Origin of the sequence: Kitasatospora misakiensis (assembly GCF_042656005.1) — a bacterium.
Classification (GTDB): Bacteria; Actinomycetota; Actinomycetes; order Streptomycetales; family Streptomycetaceae; genus Kitasatospora; species Kitasatospora misakiensis.
This window is the reverse complement of sequence record NZ_JBHSOF010000001.1, coordinates 91688-106975: the sequence shown is the minus strand read 5'-3', so window position 1 is coordinate 106975 and position 15288 is coordinate 91688. Positions and strand designations below refer to the sequence as shown.

The 15288-nt window shown below is 75.8% G+C and carries 12 protein-coding genes; 1 reads left to right on the top strand and 11 read right to left on the bottom strand.

Annotated elements, in window-relative coordinates:
* Window positions 1–43: 43 nt before the first annotated feature.
* Window positions 44–487 carry a hypothetical protein gene (locus ACFP3U_RS00335; RefSeq protein ID WP_380222976.1) on the top strand — a complete coding sequence of 148 codons (444 nt, stop codon included), beginning with the start codon at window positions 44–46 and terminating at the stop codon, window positions 485–487.
* Window positions 488–574: 87 nt separating this feature from the next.
* On the opposite strand, the gene ACFP3U_RS00330 is transcribed toward ACFP3U_RS00335, so the two are convergent.
* The 11 genes from ACFP3U_RS00330 to ACFP3U_RS00280 all read right to left on the bottom strand — a co-directional run bounded on the left by ACFP3U_RS00330 (window position 575) and on the right by ACFP3U_RS00280 (window position 15197).
* Window positions 575–1474 carry a Gfo/Idh/MocA family protein gene (locus ACFP3U_RS00330; protein WP_380223293.1) on the bottom strand — a complete coding sequence of 300 codons (900 nt, stop codon included), beginning with the start codon at window positions 1472–1474 and terminating at the stop codon, window positions 575–577.
* A gap of 125 nt (window positions 1475–1599) precedes the next feature.
* Window positions 1600–2811: an MFS transporter gene (locus tag ACFP3U_RS00325; RefSeq protein WP_380222975.1), complete on the bottom strand. Its 1212-nt coding sequence runs from the start codon at window positions 2809–2811 to the stop codon at window positions 1600–1602.
* Between the two features lie 433 nt (window positions 2812–3244).
* Window positions 3245–4378, bottom strand: coding sequence for an ATP-grasp domain-containing protein (locus ACFP3U_RS00320; protein WP_380222974.1), 1134 nt, complete (start codon window positions 4376–4378; stop codon window positions 3245–3247).
* Window positions 4371–5030 carry a GAF domain-containing protein gene (locus ACFP3U_RS00315; RefSeq protein ID WP_380222973.1) on the bottom strand — a complete coding sequence of 220 codons (660 nt, stop codon included), beginning with the start codon at window positions 5028–5030 and terminating at the stop codon, window positions 4371–4373. The genes ACFP3U_RS00320 and ACFP3U_RS00315 overlap by 8 nt, the downstream gene beginning before the upstream one ends.
* Window positions 5020–5904 carry a S8 family serine peptidase gene (locus ACFP3U_RS00310; RefSeq protein WP_380222972.1) on the bottom strand — a complete coding sequence of 295 codons (885 nt, stop codon included), beginning with the start codon at window positions 5902–5904 and terminating at the stop codon, window positions 5020–5022. The genes ACFP3U_RS00315 and ACFP3U_RS00310 overlap by 11 nt, the downstream gene beginning before the upstream one ends.
* Window positions 5901–9302 (bottom strand): ATP-binding protein, encoded by a 3402-nt coding sequence (locus tag ACFP3U_RS00305; RefSeq protein ID WP_380222971.1) that lies wholly within the window; start codon window positions 9300–9302, stop codon window positions 5901–5903. Before ACFP3U_RS00305 ends, ACFP3U_RS00310 begins: the two co-directional genes overlap by 4 nt.
* Window positions 9299–10720, bottom strand: a complete 1422-nt coding sequence (locus ACFP3U_RS00300; RefSeq protein WP_380222970.1) for an MFS transporter — start codon at window positions 10718–10720, stop codon at window positions 9299–9301. Before ACFP3U_RS00300 ends, ACFP3U_RS00305 begins: the two co-directional genes overlap by 4 nt.
* Window positions 10717–11796 carry a DUF6895 family protein gene (locus tag ACFP3U_RS00295; protein WP_380222969.1) on the bottom strand — a complete coding sequence of 360 codons (1080 nt, stop codon included), beginning with the start codon at window positions 11794–11796 and terminating at the stop codon, window positions 10717–10719. Before ACFP3U_RS00295 ends, ACFP3U_RS00300 begins: the two co-directional genes overlap by 4 nt.
* Window positions 11793–12986 carry a radical SAM protein gene (locus ACFP3U_RS00290; protein ID WP_380222968.1) on the bottom strand — a complete coding sequence of 398 codons (1194 nt, stop codon included), beginning with the start codon at window positions 12984–12986 and terminating at the stop codon, window positions 11793–11795. Before ACFP3U_RS00290 ends, ACFP3U_RS00295 begins: the two co-directional genes overlap by 4 nt.
* Window positions 12983–13960: a DUF6895 family protein gene (locus ACFP3U_RS00285; protein WP_380222967.1), complete on the bottom strand. Its 978-nt coding sequence runs from the start codon at window positions 13958–13960 to the stop codon at window positions 12983–12985. Before ACFP3U_RS00285 ends, ACFP3U_RS00290 begins: the two co-directional genes overlap by 4 nt.
* Entirely contained in the window at window positions 13866–15197 is a 1332-nt protein-coding gene (locus ACFP3U_RS00280) for a glycosyltransferase (protein WP_380222966.1), read from the bottom strand. Before ACFP3U_RS00280 ends, ACFP3U_RS00285 begins: the two co-directional genes overlap by 95 nt.
* Between the last annotated feature and the right edge of the window lie 91 nt (window positions 15198–15288).

The following is a 15288-nucleotide window of genomic DNA, read 5'->3' as shown; positions in this document are numbered from 1 at the left end:
GTGGCGCCGTACTCGCACTCGCCTGACCGGGAGAAGATTCCTCATGGACAACGGCTGGGACACCCCTCGACTTCGAGAGGACATGCAACTTCGGCTCGTCGAGGGCGGTCCGATCGACTACGCCTACCGGACCGACAAGTCCGTCGAGCATGTGACCGTCGCGAACGACGCCAGTGGTGTCCTCGGTTATCTCTGGGCGTCGGACGAGGATGACGCGGCCGGCTGGGTGGAACGTCCCGCGGTCCTGGCCGATGCGTCGAACAGCGGCGGATACTGGCTTCGGAAGCTGCGCGAGGCCAAAGCCTTGGGCCTCCCGCCATCACAGGCCCTCGCCAAGCTGGCCGAGAGCCGTCCCGGCGGCCGGATCGGGGGCATCGTGCCGGGCTCGCGGTCGCGGGCCGACTCTGTGGCCGCACTGGAGGCGGAGGCCAGGAAAGGGTGGGAGCCTCCGACCTCCCCCGCACCCCGACGACGCGGCGGACGCTGAACCGCGCGACATCGACGGACCCCATGGACGTCAGGCCACGGTGATTCTGCGGTGCCAGGAGCCGGGGCGGAGTCGGGCGGGGTGGCGTCAGGGGGACTCGATGCGTTCGACGATCAGTTCGCAGAGTTCGTGGGTGTGGAGGGCGTCGTGGGCGTCGAGGGGTTTGGTGGTGCGGATGGCGTCGAGGAAGGTGAGGACGGCCTGTTCGATGCCGCGTTGGCGGGCGACGGGGACCCAGTCGCCGCGGCGGCGGGTGGTGGGCTGGCCGCGGTGGTCGATGACGTCGGCGAGGTTGTGGACCTCGCGCTTGGAGTCGCCGCCGGAGACCTCCAGGACCTCCTCGGTGGAGCCGGAGAGGCGGTTCATGATGCCCAACGCCGTGAAGCCCTCGCCGGCCAGGGTGAGGACGAGGTGTTCGACCAGGCCGTCGCGGACCCGTGCGCGGACGTCCACGTGGTCGATGTCGCCGGGCACCAGGAAGCGGAGCAGGTCGACGACGTGGATGAAGTCGTCGAAGACCATCGGGCGCGGCGCCTCGGGGAGGCCCTCGCGGTTCTTCTGCAGCACGATGAGATCGCGCGGGCGTTCCTTCGCCTGGACGTAGCTCGGGGCGAAGCGCCGGTTGAACCCCACCATCAGCGAGCGGCCGGTGCGGTCAGCGAGGTCGACCAGGCGGCGGGAGCCTTCGAGGGTGTAGTCGAGCGGCTTGTCCACGTAGACGTCGACGCCGGCCGTCAGCAGTTGCTCGACGATCGGGACGTGCTGGTCGGTCGCCGCGTGTACGAAGGCCGCCCGGATCCCGCTCGCGATCAGCTGCCCGAGGTCGGTGAAGCGCTGCTCCGGCGCGATCCGGTGGGCGTCGCCGATCCGGTCCAGCTTCGCGGCGTCCCGGGTCATCAGGCGCAGGTCCAGCCCGGGCAGGGCCGTCAGGACCGGCAGGTAGGCCTTCTGCGCGATGTCGCCGAGGCCGATCACCCCGACCGGCAGCAGGACGTCGGGGTCGGGGGTCGGACTCATCGGAACTCCACGGGGTGCGCGCGGGCATCTACCGCCCCCACCCTATGCACGGGTCGTCGAGCGGTACGAGCCCGGTCGGCGCGTCAGGCGGCGCGTCAGGCGGTGCGGGCGCGGCGCAGCAGGTAGGTGCCGGAGGCGGCGGCGAGGAGGGCCATGCAGGCGGCGAAGACCAGGCCCGCGTCCGCGAGGCCGAGGGGTTCGGCGAGCAGGCCGACGCCGATGACGGGGATCGAGATGCCGAAGTAGGCGACCACGAAGAGCGCCGAGAGGGCCCCGCCCCGGTGCTCGGCGGGAGCGGCGTCGGCGATCTCCCCCACCGCCCCGCGCAGCCCCATGCCCTGGCCGGTGCCGCCGACCAGGGCGCTGAGCACCAGCGGGGCGAGGGTGGTGCGGGCGAGCGAGACGGCCAGCAGGGCGAGGCCCGCGATGAGCACCAGGCAGCCCAGCGGGATCGCCCGGGCGGCGCCCAGCCGGGGCACCAGGAGCTGGCCGAAGGTGGAGGCGAGGAAGGCCGCGAAGACGATGAGGCCGACCACCGCGTGGTTGTGGATGCCCAGGTCCTCGGCGAGGAAGGCCGGACTGACCGAGGTGAAGACGCCCAGCAGCGCGAAGCCGGCGAAGGCGGCGACCCCCGCCGGGACGAACACCCCACGGACCTCCGGCGGCAGGGACGGGCGGCGTGGCCGGGCGGTGCGCAGCGGGCGGGCGCCGTCCACGGTCTCCGGCAGGAACCAGGTGACGGCGAACGAGGCGGCGAGCAGCACCAGGTGCACGACGAACGGCAGGACGAGCGGCGCGGGCGCGTACTCCGCGAGCAGTCCCGACAGCAGGGGGCCGCAGCCGAGGCCGGCCATGTTGGCGGCGGTCGCGACGAAGCCCGCCCGGGCGCGGCGGCCGGGTGGGGCGAGTTCCAGCACGTAGGCGGTGGCGGTGCCGGTGAACAGGCCGGCCGACAGGCCGGACAGCAGCCGGCCCAGCCAGAGCAGCGGCAGTCCGCCCTCGGCGAGGAAGGCGACGGCGCTGCCCGCGCCGAGCGCGAGTCCGCAGAGCAGGACGGGCCGGCGGCCGACGGTGTCGGAGACGTTGCCGACGAGCAGCAGGACGCCGATCACCCCGAAGGCGTAGACGGCGAACACCACCGTCACCATCAGTTCGGAGAAGCCGATCTGCTCCTGGTACAGCCCGTACAGCGGGGTGGGCAGGGTGGTGCCCGCCATGCAGACGGCGAAGGCGGCGGCGGCCCCGAGGTAGGCCCTGCGGTAGCCGGGGTGACGTGTGGCGGGCCGCCCGGTCCGGCGATCGGTCATCCGCCCACGGTAGGTCGCGCGGGTCGGGCGGGCGCGGGGTGGCGGGGTCACGCTGCGCCGAACGGGCGCGGGCGGGGCGGTGGAGGGGGAGCGGGGGCGCGGGTGACCGGTTCGGGGGCCGGGACCGGGCCGGGGAAGGGGCCGGGCTGCGGATGCGGGTCCGGTCGCGGTGCGGGCGGCGGGGGCGGGTCGGGCTCCAGCGGCGGGGGGCCGGGCGGGACCGGATCCGGGCCGCCGGGGGCGGGCACCGGACCGGGCAGCGGGCCCGGTCCCGGCGCGGGTCCCGGCCCCGGGGCCGGGGTGGGACTGGGCGGCACGGGGTCGTTCGGCGGGATTCCCACGGTGGGTCGGTCCTCTCACGCTTCGTACGCTCTCCGTCCCGGCACGGCTACCCCGTCCAGGGGCCGTCGACACCCGCCGGCGCGGGCCTGGTTCAGAGCGCGGCGCGGTGGAGGGCGGCGAGCATGGCCGCGACGGCGACGGTGACCGGGGTGGTGCGGGTGCGGCGCTCGGCCCAGCGCCAGTCGCCGTCGGGGTTGACCTCCAGGAAGACCGGGGTGCCGCCGCTGAGGAGGAAGTCGAAGGCGCCGTAGCGCAGGGACATCGCGGCGGCGAGGGTACGGGTCGCGGCGGCGACGTCCGGCGGGGGTGCCGGCAGCGCGCGGACGCCGATCCGGTCCGGGGCCGTCCAGGGGTCGGCGGGGGCGGTCTTGCTGACCGCGAAGGCGTGCAGCCGGCCGGCGACGAAGTAGACCCGCAGTTCGGCCTCGTGCTCGACGTACTCCTGGACGATCACCGGCGGGCCCGGGCGCGGGCCGCCGGCCAGATCGGCCCGGTCGAGGACGGTCGGGAAGATCCCGTGCAGCCGGCCGGGGACCGGCTCCACGAAGTGGTGGCCGGCCGCCTTGACGACCACCCGCGGGCCGTCGAACTCGTCCCGGACGAGGTGCGGATCGGTGGTCAGCACGGTGCGCGGGACCGCGACCCCGTACCGGCGGGCGAGGTCCAGCTGGCCGAGCACGCCGGGGCGGTCGGAGCGGATCGCCGTGCCGGAGACCGCCGCGAGCTGCCCGGCCGCCTCCTGCCACGAGTCGCGCAGGAAGGCGGTGCGGGCCGCCCCGGGGCCGTCCGCGAGGAGGGCGGCCGGATCGAGGGCGGTCTGGTCGAGGGCGGAGGGCGCCGGGTCGACGGCGGTGGGCGCGAAGTGGCGGATCCAGGTGACGGTGGGGGTCAGGGCCCGTCCGTTCAGGCGGACGGAGCGGCCGTCGGCGGTGATCGTCAGGGAGGTGGCGGCGAGTTCCTCGGCGTTCAGCCGGGCGGTGCGGATGCCGGCGCCGGAGAGGAGGTTCCGCACCGGGTCGAGGTCGGTGTCGCAGGCGCGGCTGAGCAGCAGGACGCAGGGGGTCGGCCGCGGGCGGGCGTCGAGGGAGCGGGCGGGGTCGTCGAGTTGGCTGAGGAAGGGCGAGCGGGCCGCCGCGTCAGGCCGGGGGGCGGACGGCGGGGCGGGCGGTGGCGTGGGCGTGGGCGTGGACAACCGGGTGGGCGGCGGCGTGGGGCGGTCAGGCATCGGCGTCGGCGGGGGCGAGCAGGTCGTCGGCCATCGCCAGGAGCTTGCCGACGGTCGCGGCCACGTGGTCGGAGGCCCCGGGGAGCCGGTCGGCGACGCGTTGCAGCACCGCCAGGTCGAACACCGGGGAGGTCCCGGAAGCCGGGGAGCCCGAGGGAGCCGGGGCCGGGGCGGTGGAGCGGAGCACCAGCAGGAGTTCCAGCACCGTGGCCATCTCGGTGGCCAGCAGCCCGAGCGAGGCCATGTCGCCGAGGTCGCAGCGCGGACGGCTGTCCCGGTCCAGGACGGACAGCACCCCGATGCAGTCGCCCTCGCAGATCAGCGGGGCGGCCATGATGCTGCGCGGCACGTAGCCGGTGGACTCGGCGGCCGAGCGGGCGAACTGCGGGCTGTCCGCCACGTCGTCCACCACCACCGGTTGACCGGTCATCAGCGCCCAGCCCGCGATGCCGGTGCCGGCCGGGAAGCGGGTGCCCAGCAGGTGGTGCTCCCCCTCCCCCGCGACCGCCTCGAAGACGAGGTCGCCCTCGTCCTCGTCCACCAGCAGCACCGAGGCGGCGGCGGCGCCGAACACGCTGCGGGCGACCTCCACGATCGACTGGAGCAGTCTGCGCTGCCGGATCTCGGCACTCTCCAACGGGTCAGTCGACACGCGCACCTCCATCGGGTACAGCTACGTTCTCAGCGGCCAGGTAGAGGACGGACTTGAGCTGGAAGGGGGTGAGCGAGCGGTGCTTGCTGAGAATGAGCGCGCAGATGCCCGCGATGTGCGGGGTCGCGAAGCTGTTCCCGGTGCTGAGCAGGTGCCGGCCGCCGGGGCCGGCCACCGGCACCCGCACCCCGCGGGCGTAGAACTCGACCGGCGGGGACGGGTTGTAGTAGTAGGTCATCGGGTCGGGGCGGTCGTGGCTGGCCACCGAGATGACCGAGGCGAACGGCCACGGGTAGCTGCGCACCGGCATGTTGTGGGCGGAGGCGACGATGACGCAGCGGCGGAAGTAGGCGGAGTCGGCGAGGTCGCGCAGGGCGTCGCAGAACTCCGTCTTGGTGGTCGACAGGCTCATGTTGATGACGTCGTAGCCCTCCTCGATGGCCCAGGTCAGCCCGGCGAGCAGGGCGGCACCGCTGCCGTGCCGGCCGCCGGACAGGACGCGGACCGAGGTGAGGGCGGCGCCGGGGGCGATCGAGCGGATGACGCTGGCGCAGGCGGTGCCGTGGCCTGCCGTGTCGCCCGGTTCGGTCGGGGTGACGGCGAGGGTGCCGTCCTCGGCGCGCACCACGTCCATCGCCCGGTCGAGGCCGCCGACCAGCGGATGGCCGGCGTCGACGCCGCTGTCCAGGACGCAGACCCGCACGCCGGAGCCGTCCGCGCCGCCCCAGGCCCAGTCCTGGGTGAGGTGGCCGCCGAGCGGGCTGACCTCGAAGGGTTCCTGCGGCACGACCGAGACCGGCATGCTCCAGGCGGGCACGCCGGGGAAGTGGTCGCGCGGCGGGCGGCGCCAGGGCGGGAGGTGGAGGTCGGTCATCGCCGGTCACCGCCCACGGGGGCGGGCGGGCCGGGCGCGTCGGGTGGGTCCGTTGGGTCCGTTGGGTCCGTTGGGTCCGCGGGGCCTGCCGTGCCCGGCGGCGCCGCTGCGGCGAGCCAGGCACGGACCCGTCCGGCGGGCAGGGTGGCGCCCTTGGCCTCGAACATCCGCAACGCCTCGGTCCCTTCAGCCGTCGCCCGCTCGGCCTCGCCGGCCGCCCGGAGCACGATCGCCAGGTCGAGGAGCGTCTCCCCGACGAGGCAGGGGTCGTCGGAGCCCTCGCTCAGCCGCCGGGCCGCCGTGGCGGCGGCGACCGCCTCGGCGTGGCGGCCCCGGGCGGAGGCGATCCGGCCGCGCAGCGCCGTCGCGCCCAGCCGGGCCCGGGGGTTGCCGCCGTCCGGGCCGCCCTCGCCGGGAAGGACGTCCACGCCGGGGAACCCATCCGGGTCGGGGAACCCGTCCGCGTCGAGGAGCCCGTCCGGGTCGAGCGCGTCCAGGGCGCGCGCGGCGGCGTCGGTCCGGCCCTGGGCGAACAGCTCGCGGGCGATGGCGACCTCCGTGGTCCGGGTGTCCGGGGCGTGCTCGGCGCCGTGCAGCACGCCGAGGCTCTGCCGGTAGCGCGCCTCGGCGAGCTCGTGGGCGCCGGCCAGCGACTCGACGAAGCCCGCGGCGTCCAGGACGACGGCGTCCGCGAGGTCGGTGTGCACGTCGTGGGAGTAGGTGAGCGCCTCGGCGAGGGTGCGGCGGGCCCGCTCCAACTCCCCGCCGAGCGCCTCCAGGTGGGCGCGGGCGACGAGCACGGGGATCAGCAGCGAGCGGTTGGCGGCGAAGCGCCGGCCGAGCAGCGCGCACAGCTCCAGCGAGGCGGCCACCGGGGTGGGCGTCCACTGCGCCAACTCGCAGACCGCGCAGAGGAGTCGGTCCTCCTCGTAGCCGTCGCCGAGGGCCCGGGCGCGGGCCAGCGCGCGACGGAAGGAGGTCTCGGCGGAGGCGGTGCGCTCGGCGGCGAGTTCGAGGAGGGCGCGCAGTTGGTGGAGCCGGCACCAGCTGCGGTCGTCGCCCGGGTCGTGCTCCAGCCGTGCCGCGAGGCGGTCCGCGTCGGCGGCGACGGCGGCGGGCGGGGCGAGGCCGAACCGGAGTGCGACGATGCCGCGTTGGACGGCGATGGTCACCGCGGCGCGCGGGTGGTCGGGCAGCGCGGCCTCGGCGGCGTCGAGCGCGGCCCGGCAGCGGGCCTCGTCCTGCAGCCAGATCCCGGCGTCGCAGACGTGCAGCGCGAGTGCGGTGTGCCGGGGGTCGCCGACCGGCAGCAACGCCCGCCCGCGTTCGAGGAGTTGGACTGCGGCGGGGAGGTCCTTGCGGGCCAGCGCCTGCCGGCCCTCGGCGATCAGGGCACCGGCCGCCGCCCCGGCGAGCGCGGGCAACTGCTGGACGCCCGGCCGTAGTTGTCGGCCGAGCAGCCAACTGGCCTCGACGTGGTAGGCGACCGCCATCCGGTCCGGCGGGCGCACCCGGGAGAACCGGTCGGCGAGGAAGTCGTGCCAGCGTTCGCGCCGGGTCTTCGGGGTGAACTCGTAGGCGGTGTCGCGCAGTAGGGCCTGGGCGAAGCGGTAGGTGGCGGCCGGTCCGGGCTCGAAGACCCGGCGGTGGGCCAGCCGGGCGGTCGCCTCGTCGGCGGCGGTCGGCGGGACGCCGTCGGCCTCGGCCATCGCCCGGAGCTGTCCGCGGCTGAACTCGCGGCCGACGACGGCGGCGAGTTCCAGCAACCCGCGCTCGGTGGTGGGGAGTTGGTCCAGCCGGGCGCCGAGCAGCGCCTGGACGGTGGGCGGCACGTGGGTGCCGGGGGCGGTCTCGGCGAAGACGTCCATGAGCTGCTCGGCGAAGAGCGGGTTGCCGTCGCACAGGGCGATGACCCGGTCGGTCAGTTCCCGGTGCTCGTGGGCCCGGAAGTCCTGCGGGTGGACGTCGCCGCGCAGTGCCAGCCGGCCGACCAGGGCGGCCGTCTGCTCCTCGGTCATCGGCCCGAGGTCGACGGTGGTGGCGCACGGTTTGCCGTTGCCCCAGTCGCCGCGCAGGTCGAGCAGGTCGGGGCGGGCGACGCAGAGCAGCAGGACCGGGACGTCGCGCAGCCAGGTGGCGATCCCGTCGACGAGGTCGAGCAGGGTCGCCTCCGCCCAGTGCAGGTCCTCCCAGACCATGATCACGGGCCGGGAGCGGCCGAGCACCTCCAGGAGGTGGCGCACGGCCCAGGCGATGTCCTCGACGCCGACCGGTCCGACGTCCTGGTCCCCGGCCGGGCCGGCGTCGGTGGGGTCGGCGCCGGCCGCGTCGGCGACGGCGGCGAGGGTGCGGGCGACCAGGCGGCGCGCCCGCGCCCCGGCGCTGCCGGGCGGACCGGCCTCCGCCGCGTCCACCGCGTCCTCGGCGAGCAGCCGGGCGAGTTCCGGCCGGCCGCCGGGCAGCGAGCCGAGCATCTCGGCGAGCGGCCGGTAGGTGATGCCCCGGCCGTAGGCGGAGCAGCGCCCGGACAGCACGACGGCCTCGCCCGCCGGCAGCCCATCGAGGAACTCCCGCACCAGCCGCGACTTGCCGATGCCGGGGGCGCCGACGACGGTGGCGAGGCAGACCCGGCGGCCGTCGCGGGCCTGCCGGTAGCCGCGGTCGAGCGCCGCCAGCTCCTCCGTCCGGCCGATGAACGGGGTGACCGGGGCGGGGTCGTCGGCCGCCGCCCCGGGGGCGGTGACCCGCCAGGCCGGCACGGGGCGGGACTTGCCCTTCAGCCGCAGCGGTTCGACGGACTCGACGCCGACCTGTCCGCGCACCATGGCGGCGGTGTCGGCGCAGATCAGCACCTCGCCGGGGGCGGCGGCGGTCTGCAGCCGGGCGGCGGTGTTGACGGAGTCGCCGACGACCCGGAAGTCGTCCCCGGGCCTGGTGATCACCACGACGTTGCCGGTGCAGATGCCGGCCCGGGCCTCCAGCCGCACCTGGTACTCGGCGGCGAGGTCGGCGGTCAGCCCGGCCAGCGCCGCGAGCGCTCCGGTGGCGGCGCGGACGGCGCGCAGCGCGTCGTCCTCGTGGGCGACCGTGGCGCCGAACGCGGCGAGGATCGCGTCGCCGATGAACTTCTCGACCACGCCGCCGTGTTCGGCGATGCAGGCCCCGCAGCTGGCGAAGTAGCGGTCCATCACGCGGCGCAGCGGTTCGGGGTCGAGCCGCTCGGCGAGGGTGGTGGAGCCGACGACGTCCAGGAAGAGCATGGACACCTTGCGGCGCGATTCGCGCGGCTCGGCCTCGACCGGGGGCGCGGCGGTGCCGGTGGCCGCGAGCGGGGTGCCGCAGCCGGCGCAGAACCGGTCGGCCTCGGCGGTGCGGCGTCCGCACGCCCGGCAGCTCACGGCCGGGCCTCCGGGGTGGCGCCGGGTGAGGGTGTGGCCACAGGCTCGCCCGGCGGATCGGCCGACGGGGTTGCCGACGGGACGGCCTCGGTCGCGGGCAGCGCGATCCGGGCGTAGACGCCGGCGAGCACGACCACCAGCCCGGAGGCGGCGAAGATCGTGTCGATCGGGCCGAACCGCACCCCCGCCAGCGAGCCCGAGAAGTCCCGCAGCCCGCTGCCCGCCAGCCAGCCGGACAGCACCGCCGTCAGCATCGACGCGAGCCGGGTGACCGGGTAGAACACCGAAATCACCCGGCCCCGGAACTCCTGCGGGGTGGCGGCGAGCAGCAGCGGCGCCATCGCCGTGTTCAGCATGGTGATCGGCACGACGAAGACGAACAGCAGGGTCACCGCCGCCGGGAAGCCGGTCTGCCGCGAGTACAGCACCAGCAGCGCGCCGCTCGCCATCAGGCCGATCCAGGTCGTCCGCCGGGCGCCGATCCACTGGACGACCCGCCCGGCCGCGAGCGCGCCCGCGATCCCGCCGATGCCGAGCGCCATGCCCAGGTAGCCGTAGAGCTCGGCGGAGGCGTGCAGGTTCCGGGTGGCGAAGAAGATGTTCAGGGTGCTCAGGGCGCCCATGCCGAGCTGGCCGATCACGGTGAGCAGCAGCAGGGCGACCAGGAAGCGGTTGCGTCCGAAGAAGCGCAGGCCGGCCGCGAAGTCCTGGAAGAGCCCGGGCCGTTCGGCGGCCTTCCCGTTCGTCGTGGCGGACTGCGACGGTGTGGGCTGCACGGGCCGCAGGTCGGCCGTGCTGATGGCGATGTACGACACCAGGTACGAGAGCGCGTTGAACAGCAGCGCCCACTGGAGGCCCACCGCGAACAGCAGCGGGGCGGCGAGCGGCGGACCGACGATCCAGGCGGTCTGCCCGGTCGCCTGGGCGATGCCGGCCGCCCGGGCCCGGTCGGCCTCGTCGGTGACGAGGTCCGCGATGATCGCGAACCGGGCCGGGGTGAAGAACTGGCCGGCCGCGTTGAGCACCAGCACCGTCAGGTAGATCAGCCCGAGCCAGACGCCCGCCGGCAGGTCCTCGGTCGGCACGAACGCCACGGCGGTCAGCACGGCCACCAGCGCGCCGCGCAGCACCTCGGTGCCGAGCATGGTGGCGCGCTTGTCCCAGCGGTCGACGAAGACGCCCGCGAGCGGTCCGACGAACATCACGGCGGCGCTGGTGGCCAGGACGACGCCGCTGACCGCCTGCGGGCCCCAGGACTTCCCCTCCGCCAGCACGGTCGCCACCCAGAGCACGAGCGTGGTGCTGAACACCGCGTCGCCCACCGAGGAGACCGCCTGGCCGAACCAGAGCCGACTGTAGGTCGGGTTGATGAGGGTCGGCCGGAGCCGGCCCAGGACGGTCGCCGGACGCGCGGTCATGACGCACGCGCCGTTCCGAGCAGCAGCGTCATCAGGGCGGTCACCAGGGTGGTGTGGTAGGCCTTCGCGAAGTACTCGGCGGCCGGGTCGGCGGCGCTCGCCCGGGTGGCGGCGGACCGTCCGGGGATCGAGCCGTCGGGTCGCTGCGCGCGGGCCAGGCAGGCGACGGCCGCGGCGCCCTCGGGCGTGCGCGCCGCGTCCAGGCCCAGGCAGACCTGGGTCATGACGAGTTCGGCGGCGAGGTCCCACCAGTCGTGCCGGACGCAGTGGTCGAGCAGCCGGCCGACCAGGGCCGCCGCGTCGGCGGCGGCGCCGTCCGGCAGTTCGGGGGCGGTGCGGGCGAAGTCGCTGAGGTAGAAGGCGGAGTGGGTGAGCGCGTACGCCTCGGGGACGGTGACGGGCGGCTCGTCGGGGCGGTCGGCGGTGGTGTCCCGGCGGTGGTCGCGTCGGGCGGCCCGGGCGAGGGCGGTGCCGGGCAGCTCGACGAGGACGTTGCGCTCGGCCAGCTCCCGGTACGGCTCGACGGTGTGCGCGACCCCGGCCTTGTCCGCGTAGTAGCGCAGTTCGAGCCGCTGGTAGGCCGAGCGCCCGGCCGGGGAGAGGTCGGCGGCGGGGATCCGGGCGAGCTCGGCCCGGTACGGCGCGTCGTCCGTCCCGCGCGGCGCCAGGGCGGCCCAGGCCAGCCGGTACTGGGTGGCGCCGCGCGGCTCGGCGGTGAGCAGGCGGGGGAAGCCGGGGTGCTGCCAGACGGACCGGACCCGGGCGGTGGCCCCGGCCCGGCGCGGGTCGTCGCCGGGGTCGAGGCGGGTCCAGCAGTGGGTGAGCAGCGCGAGTTCCAGCGCGGCCTTGGCGGGGCGGTGCGCTCCGCCGGGCGGCGCGTCCACGGCCGCTCGCCCCGTCCGCGGGCCGGGGCCGGGGCCGGGGCCGGTGCCGGGCCGGCGGGGCGCGAACGGGTCGAAGTCGTCGAGGTGGTGGACGAGCCAGTCGAGCGTGCCGGCGGAGAGCCGCTCCAGCTCGTGCGCGAGCCCGGGCCCGCCGTCGTCGGGCGCGGTGCGGAGACCGGGTGCCGTGGTCACAGGCGCCCCGTCTCGTCCAGGTAGTCGAGCAGCGCCGCGTCCACCGTGTCGTGGAACGCGGCGAGCGTGCGCCGGTCCTCGTCCCGCCGGTAGAGGTCCTCGCAGCCGACCCAGCGGTCCCGGGTGAGGGTGCCGGGCAGGTAGCCGCCGGTGACGGTGCCGACCTCCCAGTCCGGTTTGCCCGCCGTCTCCCAGCAGCTGGCGAGCGTGCCGTCGGCGCTGACCACCGCGCCGTACCGGCCGTCGCCGTGCCCGCAGGTGGCGCAGGGGCGGTGGGCCTGCGGGCGGGTGACGCCGAAGCCGAGGTCGAGTGCGCGGCGCTGCCAGCGGGTGAACCGCGCGGACAGGTCGCGGGTGTGCCGCAGGTCGTTGCCGTAGCCGACGCCGACATCGCCGACCTGGGCGAAGTACAGGGTGCAGCGGGCCGGTTCGAGCGCGCCGGCGAGCCGGTCGATCAGGGAGTCGACGCCCCGGTAGGTCTCCTGCGAGACGTTGACCCGGAAGATCCAGTGCAGCGGGGAGGATTCGGAGGCGCGGGCGAGGTTGCCGAGGATGGTGTCGAAGGTCCCGCCGCCCTCGGAGCGCCGGATCCGGATCCGGTCGTGGTCGGGGCGGTCGCCGTCGAAGGTGACCTGGACGGAGCGCAGGCCGCGCTCGGCGAGTCCGGCGGCGAGCGCGGGGGTCAGCAGGGTGGCGTTGGAGATCATCCAGGCGGAGGCAAGGCCGTGGTCGGCGGCGCGTTCGAGGAGGTCCAGGCAGCCGCGCGGGTTGAGCAGGGGCTCGCCGCCGAACAGCAGGATGCGGAGCTTCGCCAGGCCGGCGGCGGCCATCTGCCGGTCGGTGAAGTCGAGGATCTCGGTGATGGTCCGCGAGGTCAGGCGCTTGCGGGCGATCCGGGGCGGCCGGCTGCCGCCGTCCGCGTCCTGGGCGGTGTTCTGGAAGCAGTAGCCGCAGCCCAGGTTGCAGTGGGTGCTGGTCAGGACGGTCAGCGCGTAGCTGCGCGGGGCCGGGGCGGTCAGCAGCCCGTGTTCGCGGAGCCGGCGCTCGGTGCCGGGGCGCAGGGTGCCGTCGGCGGTCAGCTGGCCGGGGCGCAGCCGGGCGAGGCCGCCGCCGGGGCCGAGGAACCACCAGTTCCGCTCGCCCTGGAGGATGCGGGCGCCGCTCGCGGTGGCGGCCTGCGTCGGGCTCATCGGACACCGCCCGGAGCCGCCGCCATCATCATGTCTGATGGATCGTCAATTGTGTTTCCTTGCAAGAGGATCACCGTCGTCAGAGCCACCACCAGGGTCGACTGGTAGGACTTCCGGAAGTACTCGACCGGGGTCGCGCCCGTGGCGGCGCGGTCGGTGGCGGAGCGGCCGGGGAGGGCGCCGTCGGGCGCCTGGGCCTCGGCGAGCAGGCGCAGGCCGGCCGCGCCGGAGGGTGTGCTGAGCGGGTCGAGGCCGAGGCAGTGCTGGGCGAGCAGCAGTTTGCCCGTGAGGTCCCACTCGCCGCGCCGGACGGACTCCTCGGTGAGGCGCTCCACCCGGTCGCGGGCGTGCGCGAGGTCGGCCCCGCCCAGGCCGGGGTCGCGGAAGCCGAAGTCGGCGAGGTGGAAGACGGTGTGGGTCACGTTGCACACGTCGAGTTCGGCCGTGGGCCGTCCGTCGGCGTGCCCGGCCAGCCGGCTGATCCGGTACAGCTCCGGGTAGTCCAGCAACCGGTGTGGGACGCCGGCGAGTTCGGCGTAGTAGCGGGTTTCCAGGTGCAGGTACGGCGACTTGCGGCGCGGCGTCAGGAGGTCGCCGGACGCGGCCTCGGCGAGGACCGCGCGGTGCGGGCCGTCGGCATCGGGCCCGGCGGGGGCGAGTGCGCCGTACATCAGCTGGAACTGCCGGGCGTAGCGCGGTTCGACGGTGAGCAGGCGCGGGTGGTCGGGGTCGCGCCAGACCTGTTCGACGGTCCCGGCGACCGGGGCGAGGTCCGGGTCCGCCGGGGCGGCCGCGGCCCAGCAGCGGCGCAGCAGGGCGAGTTGCAGCAGCGCCTTGACCCGTGGGGTCACCGGCAGCTCGGCCCGTCCTGACGGTTCGTCAAGGTAGCCGCAGTGCAGGCCGATCCACTGCCGGGCGCCCGCCGAGAGGCTCGCCACGGCCGCGAGGTCCGGGCCGGCTGATCGAGTACCCATGGTTCTCCCTTGAGGTTGCGGGCTGCTGGGCGGGCTGTCCGGCGACCCGCTCGACGAGGTCGGCGGCGCGGCGCGGGCCGTCGGTCGCGGCCTCGGCGAGCCGGCGGCCGAGGCGGCGGGCGCGGGCGCGCAGTCGGTCGTCCCGCCAGGCCGTTTCGAGCAGCCCGGCCGGGTCCGGTCCCGGTGTGCGCGGGAGGTGGACGGCGGCGCCGGCCCGCAGCAGGGCGCCGGCCAGGACGGGCTGTTCGGAGCCGTTGGGGGTGACGCCGAGCGGGCGACCGCGCAGCAGGGCGCCGAGGACGGGGGCGGAGGTGCCGGCGGTCATGACGAACCCGGCCCGGTCGACGAGCGGCCCCAGCCAGGGCTTGCGGACGAGCAGGATGTCGGCGTCCGGGGCGGGTCGCGGCTCGCCGGTGCGGCCCTGTTCCACCACGGCCTGGTGGCGGCCGCCGGTGAAGGTCGCGTTGAGCCGGGGCCACGGGGTGCCGCCGCCGAAGAAGCGGCCGAGGTGCACGTAGACGACGGGCTTGCCGGTGCGTGCCAGGGCGGCGTCGACGGCGGCGAGTTCGGCCGGGTCGGCGGCGGGCTCCCAGGGCAGCGGGCCGACGTGGTGCACCCGCTCGGGCAACTCGGCTCCGGGGTACTCCAGTTCGGGGTCGCCACGGAGCAGCAGCGCGTCGCCGAGCAGCGGGGAGTCGTCCGGGGCTTCTACGGTGGCCGTGCGCGGCGAGGTCGACCGGGTCGACGGCCAGCGGGACGGCCGGCCGGCGAGCCCAGCCTCCTCGCGGGTCGCGTCGTAGAGCGCCAGCGTCTCCAGCGTCCGGTTCGCCCGGCTGCGGCCGTACTGCGGCTCGTCCGCGCCGCCGGAGCGGTACGTCCACAGGTGGATCGAGAGTCCGAGCACGACCACCGGGACGTCCAGGGTCTCGGCGGCGAGCAGCGCGCCGTTGCAGAGCACGGAGGTGACCAGCAGGTCGGCGCGGGCCTGCCGGGCGGCGCGCACGACGGCCCGGTACTGGGCGAGGCCGGTGACGCCCCAGCGGGCGGCGGAGAAGGCCCGCTCACCGCCGAACTCCTCCGCCGCCGCGAACGGCAGGCCCGCCTCGGCCGCGAACGGTGCGGCGCCGGCGCGGCCGAGCACGGAGACCCGGTGGCCGCGGCGCCGCAGTTCGCGCCCGACGGTGAGCGCCGGGTAGAGGTAGCCGCCGTCACTGAGCGGGCAGAGCAGGACGTTCACGGGACCTCCGGGCCGGGGAGGGCGGTCGGGGCGGCGCTCGGGACCGGGAGCAGAAACGGCGTCGGGAGCGGCCGAGCGGGCCACCCGGCCA